The organism is Ferranicluibacter rubi, from assembly GCF_011603255.1.
Classification (GTDB): Bacteria; Pseudomonadota; Alphaproteobacteria; order Rhizobiales; family Rhizobiaceae; genus Ferranicluibacter; species Ferranicluibacter rubi.
Genome location: NZ_JAANCM010000006.1, coordinates 265,992 through 282,423, shown reverse-complemented (window position 1 = coordinate 282,423; position 16,432 = coordinate 265,992). Strand labels below are relative to the sequence as shown.

Sequence of the window (16,432 nt, the reverse complement as noted above, 5' to 3'; positions counted from 1 at the left end):
ACCATGAATTATTCTGACAGCGATATTTTGCGCGCGGTTGGCGCCAATGCATTTTCGGCAGGGAAAGCCTATCAGCGGCAGGGGCGCGTCATTGCATTTCAGTGGCACGGCGATGACGGCATTGCCGCGCAAGTGCAGGGATCGGACCGCAAACCGTATCGGTTGAACATATCCATCGAGCCAAACCACACAGGCCGGGTGGTCATCGAAGGGGATTGCTCCTGCCCCGTTGCCTTCAATTGTAAACACGTCGCAGCAAGCCTGCTGCATGGCCTGGTGACAGTTACAAGGCAGGCTTCGTTGCCGGCGCTGATGACACCGGTACCATCTACGGCATCGCGCAGTCCAACTGCACCGGGCGCCCCGGCTGCCCCACTGTCACTGTCGCCTCCCGTTGCCGATTGGCTCAACCGGCTGCGCCAGGTCGATGCCCGGAGCCAACGCGGCAAAGACCAACTTCCGCAACGGCTGATCTATATTCTGTCGCCGGAGCGGGGCCGCACGGCCATGCCTCGCCTGCGGCTCGATATCCGATCCGGCCGGACCCTGAGAGATGGAACGATATCGGCGACATCAACCGCCTATAATCTGGAGAATTGGCATACCCGCTCCGAAGCGAAGTTCTTGCGCGATGCCGACCGAAAGATCCTGCAGGTTATTACGTCGACTCCGCGTTCCGCCGTGCATGGCCATGACTTTGCGCTGACGACCGAGCGAGGCGGGGAAGTTCTAGATGAGATCCTCGCCACCGGCCGCGCCCGTTGGATGACGATCGACGGCATCGACCTATCCCAGGGTGAGGTGATTGCCGGCCACGTCCACTGGGCGCCGGGACAGGGCGCATCGCTGCGCGCCGCTTTGCAGCTTGAGGATCCGTCGCAGACGGAGAAACTTCTGCTTCTCAACGCCATGCCGCCTGTCTACGTCGATAGTGCGGCAGGTGTCGTCGGCCGGATCGAGACCGCGCTTGCGCCCATGGTCGTTTACGAGATGCTGGACGGGCCGGATATTCCGGCAGCACAGGTCCCACTCGTTGCCGCGCAGTTGCGTGCAGCCGGGGCGCGGTTGGCGGCGACAGCACCGCAGCAGCTAGCGCAAGCTGAGATCGTCAAAGGGCCGTTCCAACCTGTTCTGCAGGTGATAACGGTCCAGATACCCCTCCCCTACCGTCCCGGTATCTATACCTCTGGGCAAACCGAAACCGTCGGCATCGCCCGCGTGGCGTTTCGCTATGGCAAATGGGAGGTGGCGGCGAGTGCGACGGAGGCCATTGTTTTGCATATGGACGGTTTGACGCCCGTCGAAGTCCATCGCAGCACCAAGGCGGAAAAGGCAGCGCTGAACCAATTGCGCTTCGCCAATTTCCTGCCCGCCCCGAAAGTGCGAGACGGCGTCCCTGCCGCCAACCAAAGGGATTTCCTGCCCGATGAGGGCGACAGTGGCTGGTACGACGCACTGTATCAAGAGATCCCCGCCCTGGAGCGACAGGGCTGGCGGATCGAGATTGCGTCGGATTTTCCCTATCGGCTACTGCGCGGGGATGGAGCGTTCGAAGCCCGCCTCAGCCAAGGCTCCGGCCTGGACTGGTTTGAATTCGACCTCGGCATCATCGTAGCAGGCGAACGGCTGGACTTGATCGGCCCACTAAGCCGATTGCTGTCGATGATCGAGCCGCAGACGCTCGACCTGCTGGAAGAGGATGAGCCGCTCTTCCTGCCGCTGGCAGACGGCCAGGTGCTGGCGGTTCCGGTCGGCAGCATTCTGCCGCTAGTCAGGACATTGTTCGATCTCTTCAATCTGACCGGAGGTCTTGGAGAGGACGGCCGGTTGCGGCTGTCGTCACTCGATGCCGCCAGCCTCGCCGATCTGGAAGCCGCTGCAGGCGCCGGCATCCTGTGGCAAGGCGGCGAAGGGGTGCGCGCATTGGGACAAAAGCTGCGCGACCACGGCGGCATTCCCGATGTCGACCTGCCGCCCTGGTTTGGCGCGACATTGCGGCCTTATCAGGCGCGTGGGCTGGCATGGCTGGCGTTTCTCAAAGGCGCCGGACTTGGCGGTATTCTCGCCGACGACATGGGTCTTGGCAAAACGGTGCAGGCGCTCGGTCTGATCGCCATCGAGAAAGCGGCCGGGCGACTGGCGGCCCCGGTTCTGGTCGTCGCGCCCACTAGCCTCATGGTCAACTGGGCGTCGGAAGCGGAGAAATTTGCGCCCGAGCTATCCATTCTCATCCTGCAAGGGGCGGACCGCAAACTGCATTTCGACAGCGTCGACACCGTCGATCTGGTGCTGACCACCTATCCGCTGCTGGCGCGCGACCAGGCCATTCTGGCCGACCGCGACTGGCACATGATTTTCCTCGATGAGGCGCAGATGATCAAGAACGCCAATGCCGCGACGACAAAACTGGTGCACGGCCTCAAATCGGCACATCGTTTTTGCTTGACCGGCACGCCCCTGGAAAACCACCTCGGCGAGGTCTGGTCGCTGTTTCACTTCATCGCGCCGGGGTTTCTCGGTGATCTCAAGAGTTTTACCCGCCAGTGGCGGACACCAATCGAAAAGAAGGGCGATACGGTGCGCTCCCGCCAGCTGGCGGCCCGCATCAAACCGTTCCTGCTGCGTCGGACCAAGGAAGAGGTGGCCGGAGATCTGCCGTCAAAAACAGTGATCACCGAAAAAATGGAGTTTGCGACCGGTCAGCGGGCGATCTACGAGTCGATCCGGCTGGCGATGCATGCAAAAGTTCAGGCGGCTATTGCCGAGAAAGGCCTCGCCCGCAGCCATATCGTTATTCTGGATGCCCTCCTGAAACTGCGTCAGGCCTGCTGCGATCCGCGCCTGCTGAACCTCACTCAGACGAAAAGATCCTCATCGGCGCCGGCAGGGTCCGCCAAGCTCGAACGGTTGATGGAGTTGCTCGCCAGTCTGGTGGACGAGGGTCGTAAAGTGATCGTATTTTCGCAGTTCACATCCATGCTGGACCTCATCCGGCAGCAGTTGGACGACACAGGCATCGCCTATGCCTTGCTCACTGGCGATACGGTCGACCGTGCAACACAGGTAACGTCTTTCCAAAACGCAAAGCTGCCGGTCTTCCTCATCAGCCTGAAGGCCGGCGGCGTCGGGTTGAACCTGACGGCCGCCGATACCGTGATCCTCTACGATCCCTGGTGGAACCCGGCGGTGGAGGAACAAGCCATCGACCGCGCGCATCGGATCGGCCAGAACAAGCCGGTCTTCGTATACCGGCTGGTCGCAGCCGACACGATCGAGGAAAAAATGGATGTCCTCAAAGACAAAAAACGGGCGCTGGCTGATAGCCTATTCGACCATGACGGCCAACCGACCCTCGCCATGACCGAGGCAGATTTCGACTTGCTGCTCGGGTAGTGCATCATGGCCGATCATCAGCGACGCTACCATCATTGTAGAATGCATCGGCACGTTTCGGGGGTTCATACAAAGCCTTGGGCGACGCAGAAGCTCCCCATCTCATGCCAATCACCATAATTTACGGTACATCACTATCGATACTTTACATGTATCGATAGTGAATTGGTTGGACCTTGACCAACTTGCGGAAACTGCCGTATGATCACGCGGAATGTCGAAAAACGATGCCAGCCACCATCTGCTCGACGAGAGAGACAAACCCTGGAGCATCCGTCATGACCGTTACCGTTAAGGTCGCCGAGGCCAAAACCCATCTGTCCGAGCTGCTGGCGAAAGTCGAAGCCGGCGAAGAGGTGATTATCTCGCGCGGCAACACGCCTGTCGCGCGGCTTACGCGCATCCGCCGCGACAACGACGTCGATGCGTTGATCGCCGAAATCAAGGCCCAGCGCGCCGGCCGGCCTGTCACCACTCAGGATGAAATCCGCGAATGGCGTGATGAAGGCCGCCGTTACTGATGTCCTTCGTTCTCGATGCCTCCATCGCCGCCGCCTGGTTTCTGCCCGACGAACAACACGACGCAGCCGATCGACTAATGTCGGAGATACGCTCGACGGTCGGTCTCGTGCCGGCACTGTTCTGGTTTGAGACCCGCAATCTGTTTCTGGTGGCCGAACGGCGTGGCCGCCTTCGCCCCGGCGAACCTATCCTGCTGATGACACAGTTGCGAGGGCTGCCGCTCGAGGATGCCGGATCGGGCGGAGACGGCCTGGTCTTGGAACTGGCAGCCCGGTACATGCTGACCGCATATGATGCGAGCTATGTCGCGCTTGCCAGAACGCAAAGGTTGCCTCTGGCGACCGGGGACCGAAAGATGGCCCTCGCCGCCCGCGGCGAGGGGATCACCGTTGTTGGGCCACTCGAACATGAGCACTGAGCTGACGCCTTCAGGCAATGACGTTTTAAAGCGCGCCGAGGAACTGGATGCACTAGACGCAATTTTGCCGTTTGATCGCAGAGACCAGCTCGCCGAACTTCTGACCAGCGACGACGACGCGACGCTCAAGCATCTGGCCAGCGAAGGCATGGGCGACAACACCATGCGGGCGCTGGCATCAGATCTCGCCTATCTGGAGGCGTGGTGCGTGCTGGCGACAGGCACTCCCCTCCCCTGGCCTGCCCCCGAAAGTCTGCTTCTGAAATTCGTCGCCCATCATCTTTGGGACCCAGCAGAGCGGGAAACCAACGTCGAACATGGCATGCCTGAGGACGTCGCGATCGCGCTCCGCTTCAAGGGCTTGCTGAGAAGCACCGGACCGCATGCGCCGGCGACCGTTCGCCGCCGGTTGACGAGCTGGTCGATCCTGACGCGCTGGCGCGGGCTGACCGGATCGTTTTCGGCGCCGTCGCTGAAAAGTGCCCTTCGCCTTGCCGTTCGCGCCAGCAATCGCCCCCGGCAGAGAAAGAGCAAGAAGGCTGTCACCGCTGATATCCTTGCCAAACTGCTTGCGGCTTGCGCGGGCGATCGGCTGGTCGACCTACGTGACAGGGCGCTGCTGCTGATGGCTTTCGCATCCGGCGGCAGACGCCGTTCCGAGGTTGCGGGACTCCGTGTTGAGGACCTTTTCGAAGAGGAACCGGTCCGCACCAATCCCACCGACGAGCACTCCCCTCTCCTCCCCTGCCTGACAATCCGTCTCGGCCGCACCAAAACCACGTCGGCTGATGACAACGAACACGTCGTGCTGATCGGCCGCCCCGTGACCGCGCTCCGGCATTGGCTCGAAGAGGCGAAGATTGAAGCAGGACCGGTTTTCCGCCGTATCGACCAGTGGGGCAATCTCGATCGGCGCGCGATGACGCCGCAGTCAGTCAACCTTATCCTGAAAACCCGCATCAAGCAGGCCGGGCTCGATCCGGCGCAGTTTTCAGCGCACGGAATCCGCGCGGGGTACCTGACAGAAGCTGCCAATCGCGGCATTCCATTGCCCGAAGCTATGCAGCAATCCCTGCACAAGTCGGTCACTCAAGCTTCTGGATACTACAACAATTCCGAACGCAAAATGGGACGCGCTGCTCGGTTGGTCGTTTGATTTAGAGAACTCATTATCGCATCAGGGTCACCCACCCACTCCGCTGGGGCTCTACCCATCGGACGAAGCGTTGGTATGGGAATTGGTTCCAGCGGACGATTGCGATCATTGCGACTGCCGCAAAACTCCCTATTCTGCGACGTTGCAAAAGTCAGGAAAACAAGTGTCGCATTGGGCAGACTGTCCAAAAACTCTTTGAAGGAATGATGGCATGCACTTTTCAATGCCGAAACTCAGTGGGCGACGAGATTTTCCGGATTTCGATACCCAACGAGCTCGATAAGGCACTGCTGAGCACTTTGACATCCATATTTGGTTCAGAAAGTGCGCACAGTGGGGCTGTTATGTCCTGACGGCGGCAATCAGACCTGCGACGGCGACAAGGGTGATGGCTCTTTTGATGTTGTAGGCGAGCGCTGTCAGGCTGAACTCACCTCGGACGTTTTCCAGCCGTCGCATCAGGAACGCGCCCTGATACATCCATTGTTTTATGGTGCCGAACGGATGTTCGACGCTTTCGCGCCGCCGGTCCAGAATGCCGGGCCGGGCGGCAAGACGTATCGCCATGCGGTCGAGCACCGCCTCGTTCTTGAGGCGCGACACGCGGCGAAAGCTTTTGGTGCAGCGTTCGCGCAGACGGCACGCCTTGCAGGCGTCTGGGTCACGGGACAAGGCAAAGCGGTTAGGCCAGAAAGGCTGAATGACAAGGAAGTGGCTCGGCTGGTGAAGCGGGCCGCAATGGCGGCCGGCGTTCGCGGTGATCTCAGCGAGATCGAGTGTGTGTTCAAGTTCTCCGGTCATTCCATTCGGGCAGGCCTCGCTTCTCCTGCCAAAGTCAATGAGCGATATGTCTAGAAGCAACTGGGGCACGCGTCCGCAGAGATGACTCGGAGATATCAACGACGGCGCGATCGCTTCCGTGTAAACCTGACCAAGGCATCCGGGCTTTAGTTGCCCCCTCTCCGCCACGCGCTTGCAATAGGATCGTTTGGACATTATAGTCACGATAGTCATTTTTGTTATAGGTGAGACGATGCAAGCATCAACGCACGATGATATGAACTGGACAGTCGCTGGCGCGAAAGCAAAGCTTTCAGAGGTTATGGAGCGCGCGCAATTGGCGCCTCAGACTATTAGCCGCAATGGGAAACCGAGCGTGGTAGTTGTTTCTGCAGAAGAATGGCAAAAGAAGACTGCGCGCCGGGGATCACTCGCCGAGTTTCTATTGGCATCGCCTCTGCGTGGCGCCGATCTGGATATTGAGCGACAACACGACGAGCCGCGCGACTTGTCCCTATGAGACTACTCCTCGACACGAACGTTCTGTCGGAAGTTACAAAACCTCGCCCCGATGAGAGCGTCCTGAAGTGGCTCCATGGGTTAGACGAAGACCGCACGTTCATCAGCATCGTATCGATTGCTGAAATTCGCCGCGGTGTCGCTCTGATGGATAGCGGACGGAAACGCGACACCCTGGGCGAGTGGCTCGAGCATGATCTGCCTCAACGCTTCGAAAATCGGATTATTCCAGTGGAAGGGCCTGTCGCTTTGGCTTGGGGTGATCTCATGGCGCTCGCCAAGCGAAGTGGTCGCGGGCTGGCCTCTATGGACGGCTTGATAGCCGCTACAGCCTTCGCTCACCAATTGATCCTTGCGACGCGCAACACCAAGGATTTCGGAGGCTTCGGAATAGATATCATCGACCCCTGGACGGCGTGATCAGCCCTCTTCGTCAACGGAAAGGATCAGTCTGAATGCTCTCCTACAGTTTGCTCAAAAACCACGCTGGCATATTGCTCGTCGGAGACTATACATCCCTGACCTGGCTGCATGAGGTCGTCCATGATGTGAATGACCGCTCACCGCTTGTCATCGACAAAGAAGGCTCGTTTCTTGGCTTGGCGTACGATGTGCGCAAAGCGTTTGAGCGGCAGCGTGAGGTTATTCAGCCGCCAAAGCATTTTGAAGAAATTGGCGTTAGATACGGTGTACAGATCCTTTGGCCAGTCCTTTTGCTGCAGCAAAGGCTGCTGAGGCAATCCCTCGCGTTCCTCAGCCATACGGCCAAAACACAATCTATTGCCTATGCTATGGAAGCAGTGATCGAAGAGGCGCTGCGCGAAGATTTCGGTGCGCAGACTGAGCATATTATCAGTCTTTGGCAGCGCCTTGATCCAGCACAGGCTGCAGTATTTGAGATGATCAACAGCCGCGGGGGGTTATTTTGTTCATGGACGAAAGCGCAACGTAAGGCCAGCTTTGCGTCGCTCCTTTCCAGTTTCGATCCGATGTATGACCGCTTCTACCCCATGCGACTGAGGAACGGCGAAAAGAACATGATATCTCCTGGAGAATTCGCTGCTTGGGAAAATGCCGAATGGCCGGATCCCCGATGGTAAACTTTGGCGCATCAATCGCGATATCAACCGGATAGACGCCCTCCCCTGCTCTGTTTTTGAACCCGCAAGATCAAAAACCCAAGGAAGAATATTCCACTTGGCGCTTCAATTGAAATCTAGAGCCAAAATCCACAATGGTTCGCCACATGGTACGATCGCCGGTTGGAGTGCTAACCATCGATAACTACCTCGTATCGATAGTCATGAATTTCGACTCCCCGACGCTGTAAAGTCGGGGCAAATCACGGCTGCAACGATCAGAACGGGATGGAAAATGACGGGCAACAGACGGGGTCAGTATAACAGACCCACCGCCACAGGGCAGCTATTCGCTTCGGGCCGTCGCACGATGACGTTGCGCCCGCGCCTGCTCGACAAACCGGCGCTTGATCTCTTCAAACAGGGCTGGTGGCAGCGCGCCGTAATAGCTGGTGGCAGCGCGCCGTAATAGCCGGTTTCACCGTCCATCCGCCTGACGTCGGGTCCGGGCCAGACGAAGCGGTTGCTTTCGGTCAGAGCAATCCAGGAGCGTTCGTCATCAAGTCCCAGGCGACGTTTGGTGGCCGCCGAAATTTCAACAGCGTCTTGCGGATCAGACGGCGGCGAATGCGTGACAGGCAAAACCCGCACCGCCCGCGTTCCGTCTTCCCGTGTGACGACGATCGCCAGAACCAGCACCGGGCGGTTCTTGTCGCCTTCCTCCCGGCCTTCGAGATGCTGCCAATGCCAGAGATACGAATACCGAAACAGCCAGCCGACCTTTGGTTCAGTCGGCAGCATGCTTCTCCGTCAACAGTTCGGCATTGAGATGATCCAGACCCGGCTCCATTCGCGAAGCTTCAATGGCGGCGAGGTCATCGTCGCCGAGCATCACCGAAAGTTCGACCCGGCGGTCATGCTTTGCCAGACGCACATAGTCCTCATAGGCGATCAGAACCGTGCGGGGGCGACCATTCTTGGTGATGATCACCGGCTCGCGAACGGCCGCATCCTGATAAGCCCCGAAATTTTTCGAAACCGTTGCAGCGGTAACCGTGGATGTCATGATAAAACTCTTTTGTTACGGAATATACGGGATTTCCGGAACTTTCGCAAACCCCCGGTCGATAGGGCATGTAGATGAAGCATAAATCGCAGATCGTGCCTGCGGCAGATCAGACCGTCCTGAAGCAAGCCGGAGAACCAGACAACGGCCTATATGGCGGATCCCTTGTAGAACAAAGGTGACATTGAACAATCTGCAATCAATGACTACAATGCCATCATTGATGAATGGAGCGCCCGAATGGCAAGTATGACGATCCGCAATATCGATGATGCGCTAAAGCAGCGTTTGCGCCTACGCGCCGCCACGCACGGCCGCTCTATGGAGGATGAAGCACGCGATATTCTCCGCGTAGCACTGGCTGCCAGCGAAAGGCCGGCTCGCAATCTCGCCGAGACCATCCGCGCACGTCTGGCGCCGGTCGGCGGTGTCGACCTCGAAATCCCTGCCCGAGAGGCTATTCGCGACGCGCCGGATTTTGGACGGTGATCATTCTCGACACCAACGTCATCTCGGAGCTGCTCACGCCGTCCCCAAGCACGGTTGTTATCGAATGGTTGTCGTCTCAGCCCCCTCTGTCGGTGTTCACGACCGCAGTCACCGAGGCCGAAATCCTCTATGGGCTGCGGCTATTGCCTGAAGGCCGCCGACGCCGCGACCTGGAGGCGGCGATCTCGCCGATTTTCGGCGAGGATCTGTCTGGACGTGTGCTGCCGTTTGATCGCGACGCAGCGGATCTCTATGCCACCATCGCCACGGATCGTCGCAGCGCAGGCCGACCCATCAGTCAGTTCGATGCGCAGATCGCAGCGATCGCCCTGTCGCGCGGTGCCTCGGTGGCGACCCGCAATGTCTCTGATTTCGAGAGCATTGGCCTGGTGATCGTCAACCCTTGGACGGCACGCAGAACTCCTGATCGTGCAAGCGAAACGCGATGATCTCGAACGTGTCGCCCGTGATCGCTCTGGGGTTCACGTCCGTCAAAAATCCTCCCAATCTTCTTTAACTGCGGCCTTGCCTGAGAAGGCTCGGGCAACTTTTCCTGTAATCTTGCGTGCCGGGGACGCTACGGGACGATGCATGGAACCTGCCGCCATGACGGCTGCTGTCTGTCGCAAGGCATGTCCAACTTGGAACTGCCCGACCAGATCGCGAAGGCGCTCGGCCTCAGAAACCAGTGCGGCGCCCGCGGCATTGCTTTCTTCCACCATCGCCGCGTTCTGCTGCGTCACCTGATCCATCTGGTTGACCGCTGTGTTAACTTCTGCAAGCCCAACGGACTGCTCACGTGCCGACGTAGCGATCGCATTTATGTGCTGGTTGATAGTTACAACGTAGCCTTCGATCGTGCGAAGGGCATCACCTGTTTCGCTCACCAGCTGGACGCCGCTCTTCACCTCGACGGAGGCGTTGCGGATCAGCTCCTTGATCTCCTTGGCCGCTTTAGCGGAGCGCTGGGCCAGTTCGCGCACTTCTTGGGCTACGACGGCAAAACCCTTGCCCGCCTCACCGGCACGTGCCGCCTCGACGCCTGCGTTCAGCGCGAGGAGATTGGTCTGGAAGGCGATCTCATCGATGACGCCAATGATGTTGGAGACCTGGTTAGAGGACTGCTCGATCTTCTGCATGGCATCGACTGCATTGGCCACGACCTTGCCGGACTGGACAGCACTTGCATTTGCCTGCACGGCCACCGAACGCGCCTCGTCGGCGCGCTTGGAGGAGTTGGAGACGTTTGCCGTAATCTGATCCAGGGCCGCTGCAGTCTCCTCAAGCGATGCCGCCTGCTGTTCCGTCCGTTTGGACAAATCGTCGGTGCTCTGGCTGATCTCACGGGAGCCGTTGTCAATCTGCGTTGTTGCCTGAGCAACCGAACGCAAGGTCTCCGCCAGCTGCGAGACGGCGCCATTTAGATCGTGACGAAGAGCGTCGAAATCGGGAGCAAAGGCATCATTGAGCTGGAAGCTCAGATCGCCGGATGCCAAGCGGCGAAGACCTGTGGCAAGACCTGCGATCGCTTCCTGGAGGCGAACCTGGGCTGCAGCTTCCGCCTCTGCCGTAAGACGGATACGATCTGCCTCACCCTGAACACGAGCGGCTCCTGCTTCTTCTTCCAGACGTTTGTTGGCGATCGCCGCCTGACGGAAGATTTCGACCGCGCCTGCCATCTGACCAATCTCGTCGGGGCGGCTCGTATAAGGAATAGCCACCGACGTATCGCCACCCGCAAGACGGGTCATGGACTGGGTGATGACCTTGACCGGCCGGGCAATGCCGCGCAGCACGTAAAAGGCCGCCGCGACGAGGACGAAGCCGACGAACAGCGCAGCGCCAAAAATCTTTGACATGACGGATTCGTAGGTCATACCGCTTTCGGCCTTCGAGTCGGCCGCGCCTTGAGAGTCATAGGCAACGAGAGCCGCCGTCGCGGTTTCGACAATGCTCGCAGTGTCGCGCATGCCGTGGCCGAAGAGATAGCCGCCGAGATCCTTCGCACCATCGCCGGACATGTCCAGCATGTAGCTGCCGTGTTGGATGTAGTCAGCAACGGCCGGCGGGATGGCGGCAAAGATCTGCCGTTCGCGATCCGTCGAGATCATCGCGTCGTAGGCCGAAAGCGAGGCCCGGAGAGCGTCTTCCTTCTCGCGCGCAAGGGCGAGCAAGTCTTTCATCCGGTGGATGTTGGTCTCGACAAGATGCTGCCCGTAGGCGACGCGCACATCGTTCAGCGCGGTCTGGATCCGGCCGGAGGCCGCGGTCTTCGGCAGCCAGTTGTCGGCGACGTCAATTGTGCGCGAATTCAAGGACTGAAGGCCGCTCAGCGTCAGCCAGGACAACATCACGATGACGAGGCCGATGACGCCAAAGATCGCGCTCATCGCCAGTTTGATGTTTGGATGGGGCATTTCGGATTTCACCTGAGGATCTGCGCGCCGCGAGGCCACACGCGGCACTGGAAAAAGAATGTGTGACGCCTCGGCGGAGTCCGGTCGCGCTCCGACCTCAAATGATCGTTCGGACCGCTCGCCCTCGCCGGACCCCATCCGTCGCCCGTATATGTCTAACAACTAAATCTTAATGTAACATTGCTGGGTTCTGCACTTCGAGAGCTCTTAGGACCACCCTGGACGGGAGGTGGAACGCGAACGTCTCCGCGACGCTCACTGACGTCATCTGGCACCCGTCGGAACGAAGCTGTTAGCATCAGGTGCACGGCTGTCCGATGACGGGAAATCTATCGTTGGTGGTGCGCGTTTGTTCGATACAGACGATGAAGAAGAGGCGAGGCTTATTCAATGCCGACAGCTTCCGAGATCGGTTTCGCCTACACGTCCGGCAAGCCGGTGATCACCGATCTTTCTCTGACCATCCGCCCTGGCAAAAAGGTCGGCCTTTTCGGGCTTTCCGGGGCTGGCAAGACGACGCTTGTTAGTCTTCTACGGCCGTCATCGATAGATCTCTCGGTCGGGAAGGGTTTCGATAAGTGACGTCCTACCTCTCAGAGAATCCGGTCCCTGTAGTGTTTCGGGGCTATCCAGCACGTATCGCGCCGGCCGAATACTCGATAGCGATGACGCGCAACGAAACGGTAGACGGGATCGCGCAAGGCGACAGGGACGATCCGGAACACCCGGACGAGTGCCCAAGGAAAGCCAAGCGTCTCGTAAATGCTGAGAACGGCATCGCTGTCCCGCCGCATCCGATCTCCATCCACAACGAGCAAGCTTGCAGGATCCGCCGGATCCATTCCGTGCATGCGATACAAGGATTTCCCGATCTCGCTCTGCATGGAGGCCAACCGAAACACGGCCTTGCGGTCTCGTTCAAGAACGAACTGCGCGTTCGCCGAACACAAAACGCATTCGGCATCAAACAGAATGATGGGACCGGTGGAAAGCGTCGCTAGATCAGGCGTCGGTATCATGTCGGATGTATAGTCGATTTCGATGGCCGCTGAGAAGTGCATTCCAACAAATGAACCGCTTTGCCTGCCGCAAGAATTTCTACCGCTCTTCGAGTACAGCCAGCCCGACCATCATCAGGATGATCGACGGGCCTGTCTTGACGAGGGCGCCAAGGGGTTCGATCCACATGTCTGGAGTGATGAGGGCAGCAGAGATCATGTAAAAAAGGGATAGCGCGATGCCTGCGAGGAGGCCAATGCGACATGTTCGGCGATGGAGGATCGCAAGACCGATCGAGATGTCCATCAGGCTGGTGACGATCGTGATCGCCTTTGCCAACGGTTCGGCGAAGCCGTGATCCGTGAGAATACGCGTCGCCGCATCGAAAGCGACCGTCAGGGCGATGCCGCCGGAGACGACCCAGAATACCACGAGAATGCCGATGATCATCGCCTTGAGCATGTAAAGGCGGGCAAACCAGCGCTCCTGCACGGTCGCTGCCGTCATCGCGAGCGTGCGAGGCCCCGACAGCGGATCAAGGCCGGTTTCACGGCGCCATGTTGCAGAATCGCCGGTGACGCCGCGCGCCATCTCCACAAGCGCCGTTGAGCGGACGGGAGGACGCCACCCGAGCCAGGAGACCAGGTCGCCGGCCCGGCTTGCGGTCGTGAGCATCCAGCCCGGCACTCGGATCCGTCGTTTCGGCCCGGCAAGGCGGCGCGCCAACCCCGCGAGCACGCTACCGACCGTCGAAGCCTCCGTTTCCATGATGTCCCAGTGGGACTGCCACGCGCGCCGGCCTGTTGTCCAATCCGCCAGCACGACCTCCACGCTACGGCCAATATCGCGAGCATCCGTCACGGCGAAGGGGCGGGATGCGAGGGCCTCCGGCAGATCGAACGGGAGAACCGCCAAGGCGCGCATCAGGGCGCTACCGCCGTAGGCTGCCTCCGCGTAAACAAAGCCCGGGTGCAGGATGATAAAGGGCAGGCCGGACCGCGCGATAGTCGCCTCCGCCGCTCGCTTTTCCCGGCTGAAATCCGTCAGATCGTCCCGTCCATCTCCGGGGATCGAGACATGAATGAGAAGCCGGGGATCTCGGCCCGGCTGCCCATCTCTATGGCTTTCGCTGGTCTCGTCCTGCAGAACGTCAACGAGTGTGGCAACGAAATCCCGGTTGGCCCGCGCTACAGGCGAACCCGGCGCATCCTGAAGCGCACCGATACAGTTGACGATGACGTCGGCCTGCAGTTTTGAGATCGCCGCCTGTAAAGCCGGTCTCTCCGCATCGACAAGAGGCATTTGAACGGCCAGACCTTCCCAGGCGGCATTCTGCACGGGCGTGAAGCGACGGGCGACGGGAACGACCTTATGGCCTTGCGCCATAAGGTATCCGCAGATCGCCTCACCGATCAAACCGGACGCGCCGAGAACGGCGACAATGGGGGGGTGGGATATCCTGGTCATAGTCCGGGCTTTGCAATCATGAGCCAGAGGATGGCCATCACGGAGCCGAAGCCCGGAAAGCCGAACAGAAACCAAATGCGGTAGAGACGGTGATAGGCCGTGGAAAGCGCTGTTCCAGCACGGGCGGACTCCAACGCGAGGTCACGCATGCGCATCTGGATCCAGACAACGGGCAACCAGAAGGCGCCGGCCACCCCGTAGAGCAGGAGCGCTACCCCGAGCCAGCCTTCCCACAGGGGAACGTCCATCAGATCCGCCAAAAGATAGCCGGTGATCGGCTGAACGACCACCGCGCTGGCGGTAAAGACCATATCCGCCACGACCACCACTCCCGCTGTCTTCGCCACAAATTCGGCGTCTCCGGAGCGGTGGGCCATCAGCATGAAGAACGCGATGCCCGTTCCCGTGCCCAGAAGAACGATCGCGCCGAGGACATGCAGATATTTGAGGAGAAGATAGTCCAATACAGCCTGCCAGAATCCTGCCCGACCCAGGGATATCGCGGGTCCGCACACTATCCTGCTTAAACCGTTAGGTTGTGCAATGTAAATCCAAAGCAGGACAAGGGCCTGGGCCGGAGCGGCTGAACGAGCGTTTTGTCAAAGGACAATCCGATCGTGGCCTCTGCCTATGCGGCGAAACGCGCGGAACTGGCTAAGGACATCGGGCTGGGAATGCTGCGCTCAGGACGTGCATCCGATGCAAAGCAGAGACCGTGAGCCTGTTGATGTCTCGGCTTCCGCCCTTATTGTCAGTCGCGACGTCCCTTTGTCTTGATCGACACGGAATGAAAGGCGGTCGCTATTTGCGAAGCGTATCGACAACAAGCGCGTTGGCATGACTATGTACCATTCCATGATCGTCGTGGAGCCATTTGACCGGCTACATATAGAGCTGGATCGAGATCCTCGATCAGGGCATGCTCGTCACATTGCGTGGAAAACCGGATGGGTCGAGGTTGGTCGTGGATCATCGGACGCCACCTGCCCGGTCGTAGCGGTCAAGAGACCGCTCCGATCTGTGAGGGCGAAGCCAAATGCAAAGCTACTCAACCATGATCAGATGAAAGAACTTCTTTTGGTGATCCCGACGGCGAATCTTCCCCTCTTCGCGGCTCTTACGAGAAACGGCCTCCGGAGTTTTGCTGATGACGTCCCAAAATTGAAACACCAACGCGTCTTTCCATCCTTTCCAACAGTCCGTCGTTGCATTTACTGGTTGCAGGAACCAGAGAACCTCCTTCAAATCGCACAGCCGTTCACATCGGAGAGCTGAGTTTGCTGTCTTCAAGCACCTTCATATTAAGCGAAGCCCTCAACGGGGTACCCGATCTCCGGTCGCTGCCAAAGCGAAGGCATGTCGCAGCTCACCCTTTTGTCGAAAAAATTCGCGCGGCAGTCCCATTCGACTTCTTTGCCGTGTCCGGTCTTGATCTCGATGGATACCGGTTCGGCAGCGGTCACTCGATCGACACAGACGTCCCACCAGCGTTTCTGGAGGCCTATTACGGTGACGATCTTCTTTCGGTTGATCCATTCGTGCAAGCATCGAGATTGGCGGTAGGTGTTGTCATGGAGGACGTGGTGTATGCGCAGACGCCGCCACCTCAGCGTCTAACCTATCTGACTGACGCGTTCGGGGTGGTAAATCGTACGCTTTTTCCGGTACGGCGCGGAGACGTTGTCTTCGGGGCCGTCACTTTCGCGCGTCAGACGCGATTTGCACAGGACGAAATGGACTTCCTGCAGGATGTGGCTGACGTCATGCACCGCGTGATCACTCGACCGATTATGGATAAGTTCTCGGCACAAACGCTCAGACTGATCGACGGCGAGCTTATCTGTCTAAGATTTGCGAGCTTGGGTAAGACAACCGATGAGATTGCCAAGTTGAGCGGCTACACGTCCGACACCGTAAACAGCTACATCAAGACTGCCATTCGTAAACTCGGTGCCGACAATCGCGTGCATGCCATTGCGGAGGCAATTCGCCGGGGACTTATCCACTAACGAGTTGTTTCGAATATCAAGCAGCAAAAGACAGCATATCCGCCCTGAGATTTTTTGATTAGTCTTTGCTGCTTTAACTTGAAGATGCGGCAAGATGCACACTCATCAAGCGAACGCC

The 16,432-nt window shown here is 58.9% G+C and carries 16 protein-coding genes and 5 pseudogenes; 13 read left to right on the top strand and 8 right to left on the bottom strand.

The genetic code is table 11. The annotated features are described in order from the left end of the window. Positions 1-3 precede the first annotated feature (3 nt). The 4 genes from G8E10_RS14170 to G8E10_RS14155 all read left to right on the top strand — a co-directional run bounded on the left by G8E10_RS14170 (position 4) and on the right by G8E10_RS14155 (position 5,489). Positions 4-3,393, top strand: a complete 3,390-nt coding sequence (locus tag G8E10_RS14170) for a DEAD/DEAH box helicase (protein ID WP_167129793.1) — start codon at positions 4-6, stop codon at positions 3,391-3,393. A 278-nt stretch (positions 3,394-3,671) separates the two neighbouring features. Further along, entirely contained in the window at positions 3,672-3,914 is a 243-nt protein-coding gene (locus G8E10_RS14165; RefSeq protein WP_110802933.1) for a type II toxin-antitoxin system Phd/YefM family antitoxin, read from the top strand. Beyond that, positions 3,914-4,333, top strand: coding sequence for a type II toxin-antitoxin system VapC family toxin (locus G8E10_RS14160; protein ID WP_110802934.1), 420 nt, complete (start codon positions 3,914-3,916; stop codon positions 4,331-4,333). The genes G8E10_RS14165 and G8E10_RS14160 overlap by 1 nt, the downstream gene beginning before the upstream one ends. Beyond that, positions 4,323-5,489: a site-specific integrase gene (locus G8E10_RS14155; RefSeq protein ID WP_167129791.1), complete on the top strand. Its 1,167-nt coding sequence runs from the start codon at positions 4,323-4,325 to the stop codon at positions 5,487-5,489. The genes G8E10_RS14160 and G8E10_RS14155 overlap by 11 nt, the downstream gene beginning before the upstream one ends. A 342-nt stretch (positions 5,490-5,831) precedes the next feature. Here G8E10_RS14155 and G8E10_RS14150 read toward each other — a convergent pair whose 3' ends face one another. Further along, on the bottom strand, positions 5,832-6,161 hold the full coding sequence (locus tag G8E10_RS14150) for a transposase (protein WP_281517592.1): 330 nt from the start codon (positions 6,159-6,161) through the stop codon (positions 5,832-5,834). Between G8E10_RS14150 and G8E10_RS14145 the strand changes: the two are divergent. From G8E10_RS14145 to G8E10_RS14130, 4 genes and pseudogenes are all read left to right on the top strand, one after another. Beyond that, a pseudogene (locus G8E10_RS14145) lies at positions 6,150-6,440 on the top strand (site-specific integrase); the annotation flags it as partial. The gene G8E10_RS14150 and the pseudogene G8E10_RS14145 sit on opposite strands and share 12 nt — an antisense overlap. An 82-nt stretch (positions 6,441-6,522) precedes the next feature. After that, positions 6,523-6,789 (top strand): type II toxin-antitoxin system prevent-host-death family antitoxin, encoded by a 267-nt coding sequence (locus G8E10_RS14140; protein WP_110803150.1) that lies wholly within the window; start codon positions 6,523-6,525, stop codon positions 6,787-6,789. Next, positions 6,786-7,208, top strand: coding sequence for a type II toxin-antitoxin system VapC family toxin (locus tag G8E10_RS14135; protein ID WP_110803143.1), 423 nt, complete (start codon positions 6,786-6,788; stop codon positions 7,206-7,208). The genes G8E10_RS14140 and G8E10_RS14135 overlap by 4 nt, the downstream gene beginning before the upstream one ends. Before the next feature lie 35 nt (positions 7,209-7,243). After that, complete coding sequence (locus G8E10_RS14130; RefSeq protein ID WP_110803142.1) at positions 7,244-7,888, top strand: DUF6904 family protein; 645 nt, start codon at positions 7,244-7,246, stop codon at positions 7,886-7,888. Between the two features lie 325 nt (positions 7,889-8,213). Here the strand turns inward: G8E10_RS14130 and G8E10_RS14125 are convergent. Both G8E10_RS14125 and G8E10_RS14120 read right to left on the bottom strand, forming a co-directional pair. Further along, a pseudogene (locus G8E10_RS14125) lies at positions 8,214-8,668 on the bottom strand (plasmid maintenance toxin (PemK-like)). Continuing rightward, positions 8,655-8,933, bottom strand: a complete 279-nt coding sequence (locus G8E10_RS14120) for a type II toxin-antitoxin system Phd/YefM family antitoxin (RefSeq protein ID WP_167129789.1) — start codon at positions 8,931-8,933, stop codon at positions 8,655-8,657. The pseudogene G8E10_RS14125 and the gene G8E10_RS14120 overlap by 14 nt, the downstream one beginning before the upstream one ends. A gap of 240 nt (positions 8,934-9,173) precedes the next feature. Here G8E10_RS14120 and G8E10_RS14115 point away from each other — a divergent pair, with 240 nt between their 5' ends. Both G8E10_RS14115 and G8E10_RS14110 read left to right on the top strand, forming a co-directional pair. Continuing rightward, the gene (locus tag G8E10_RS14115) at positions 9,174-9,422 is read left to right on the top strand and encodes a FitA-like ribbon-helix-helix domain-containing protein (protein ID WP_110803140.1); all 249 of its coding nucleotides are present in this window, start codon (positions 9,174-9,176) and stop codon (positions 9,420-9,422) included. Then, on the top strand, positions 9,419-9,871 hold the full coding sequence (locus G8E10_RS14110; RefSeq protein WP_110803139.1) for a type II toxin-antitoxin system VapC family toxin: 453 nt from the start codon (positions 9,419-9,421) through the stop codon (positions 9,869-9,871). Before G8E10_RS14115 ends, G8E10_RS14110 begins: the two co-directional genes overlap by 4 nt. Before the next feature lie 42 nt (positions 9,872-9,913). Here the strand turns inward: G8E10_RS14110 and G8E10_RS14105 are convergent, their stop codons facing one another. Continuing rightward, positions 9,914-11,839 (bottom strand): methyl-accepting chemotaxis protein, encoded by a 1,926-nt coding sequence (locus G8E10_RS14105; protein WP_167129787.1) that lies wholly within the window; start codon positions 11,837-11,839, stop codon positions 9,914-9,916. 408 nt (positions 11,840-12,247) lie between these two features. On the opposite strand from G8E10_RS14105, the pseudogene G8E10_RS14100 reads away from it, so the two are divergent. Then, positions 12,248-12,373, top strand: a pseudogene (locus G8E10_RS14100) (ATP-binding cassette domain-containing protein); the annotation flags it as partial. Positions 12,374-12,432: 59 nt separating this feature from the next. Here the strand turns inward: G8E10_RS14100 and G8E10_RS14095 are convergent. From G8E10_RS14095 to G8E10_RS26295, 4 genes and pseudogenes are all read right to left on the bottom strand, one after another. Continuing rightward, complete coding sequence (locus tag G8E10_RS14095) at positions 12,433-12,858, bottom strand: thiol-disulfide oxidoreductase DCC family protein (protein WP_110803148.1); 426 nt, start codon at positions 12,856-12,858, stop codon at positions 12,433-12,435. Positions 12,859-12,937: 79 nt separating this feature from the next. Further along, positions 12,938-14,305, bottom strand: coding sequence for an SDR family oxidoreductase (locus G8E10_RS14090; protein ID WP_110803138.1), 1,368 nt, complete (start codon positions 14,303-14,305; stop codon positions 12,938-12,940). Beyond that, positions 14,302-14,769 (bottom strand): DUF2269 family protein, encoded by a 468-nt coding sequence (locus G8E10_RS14085; protein ID WP_167129784.1) that lies wholly within the window; start codon positions 14,767-14,769, stop codon positions 14,302-14,304. The genes G8E10_RS14090 and G8E10_RS14085 overlap by 4 nt, the downstream gene beginning before the upstream one ends. A gap of 337 nt (positions 14,770-15,106) precedes the next feature. Then, positions 15,107-15,181: pseudogene (locus tag G8E10_RS26295) on the bottom strand (hypothetical protein); the annotation flags it as partial. Positions 15,182-15,200: 19 nt separating this feature from the next. Here G8E10_RS26295 and G8E10_RS14075 point away from each other — a divergent pair. Together G8E10_RS14075 and G8E10_RS14070 are read left to right on the top strand one after the other, a co-directional pair. Next, positions 15,201-15,331: pseudogene (locus G8E10_RS14075) on the top strand (integrase); the annotation flags it as partial. Between the two features lie 251 nt (positions 15,332-15,582). After that, entirely contained in the window at positions 15,583-16,314 is a 732-nt protein-coding gene (locus G8E10_RS14070; protein WP_110808404.1) for a helix-turn-helix transcriptional regulator, read from the top strand. The last annotated feature ends 118 nt before the right edge of the window (positions 16,315-16,432 follow it).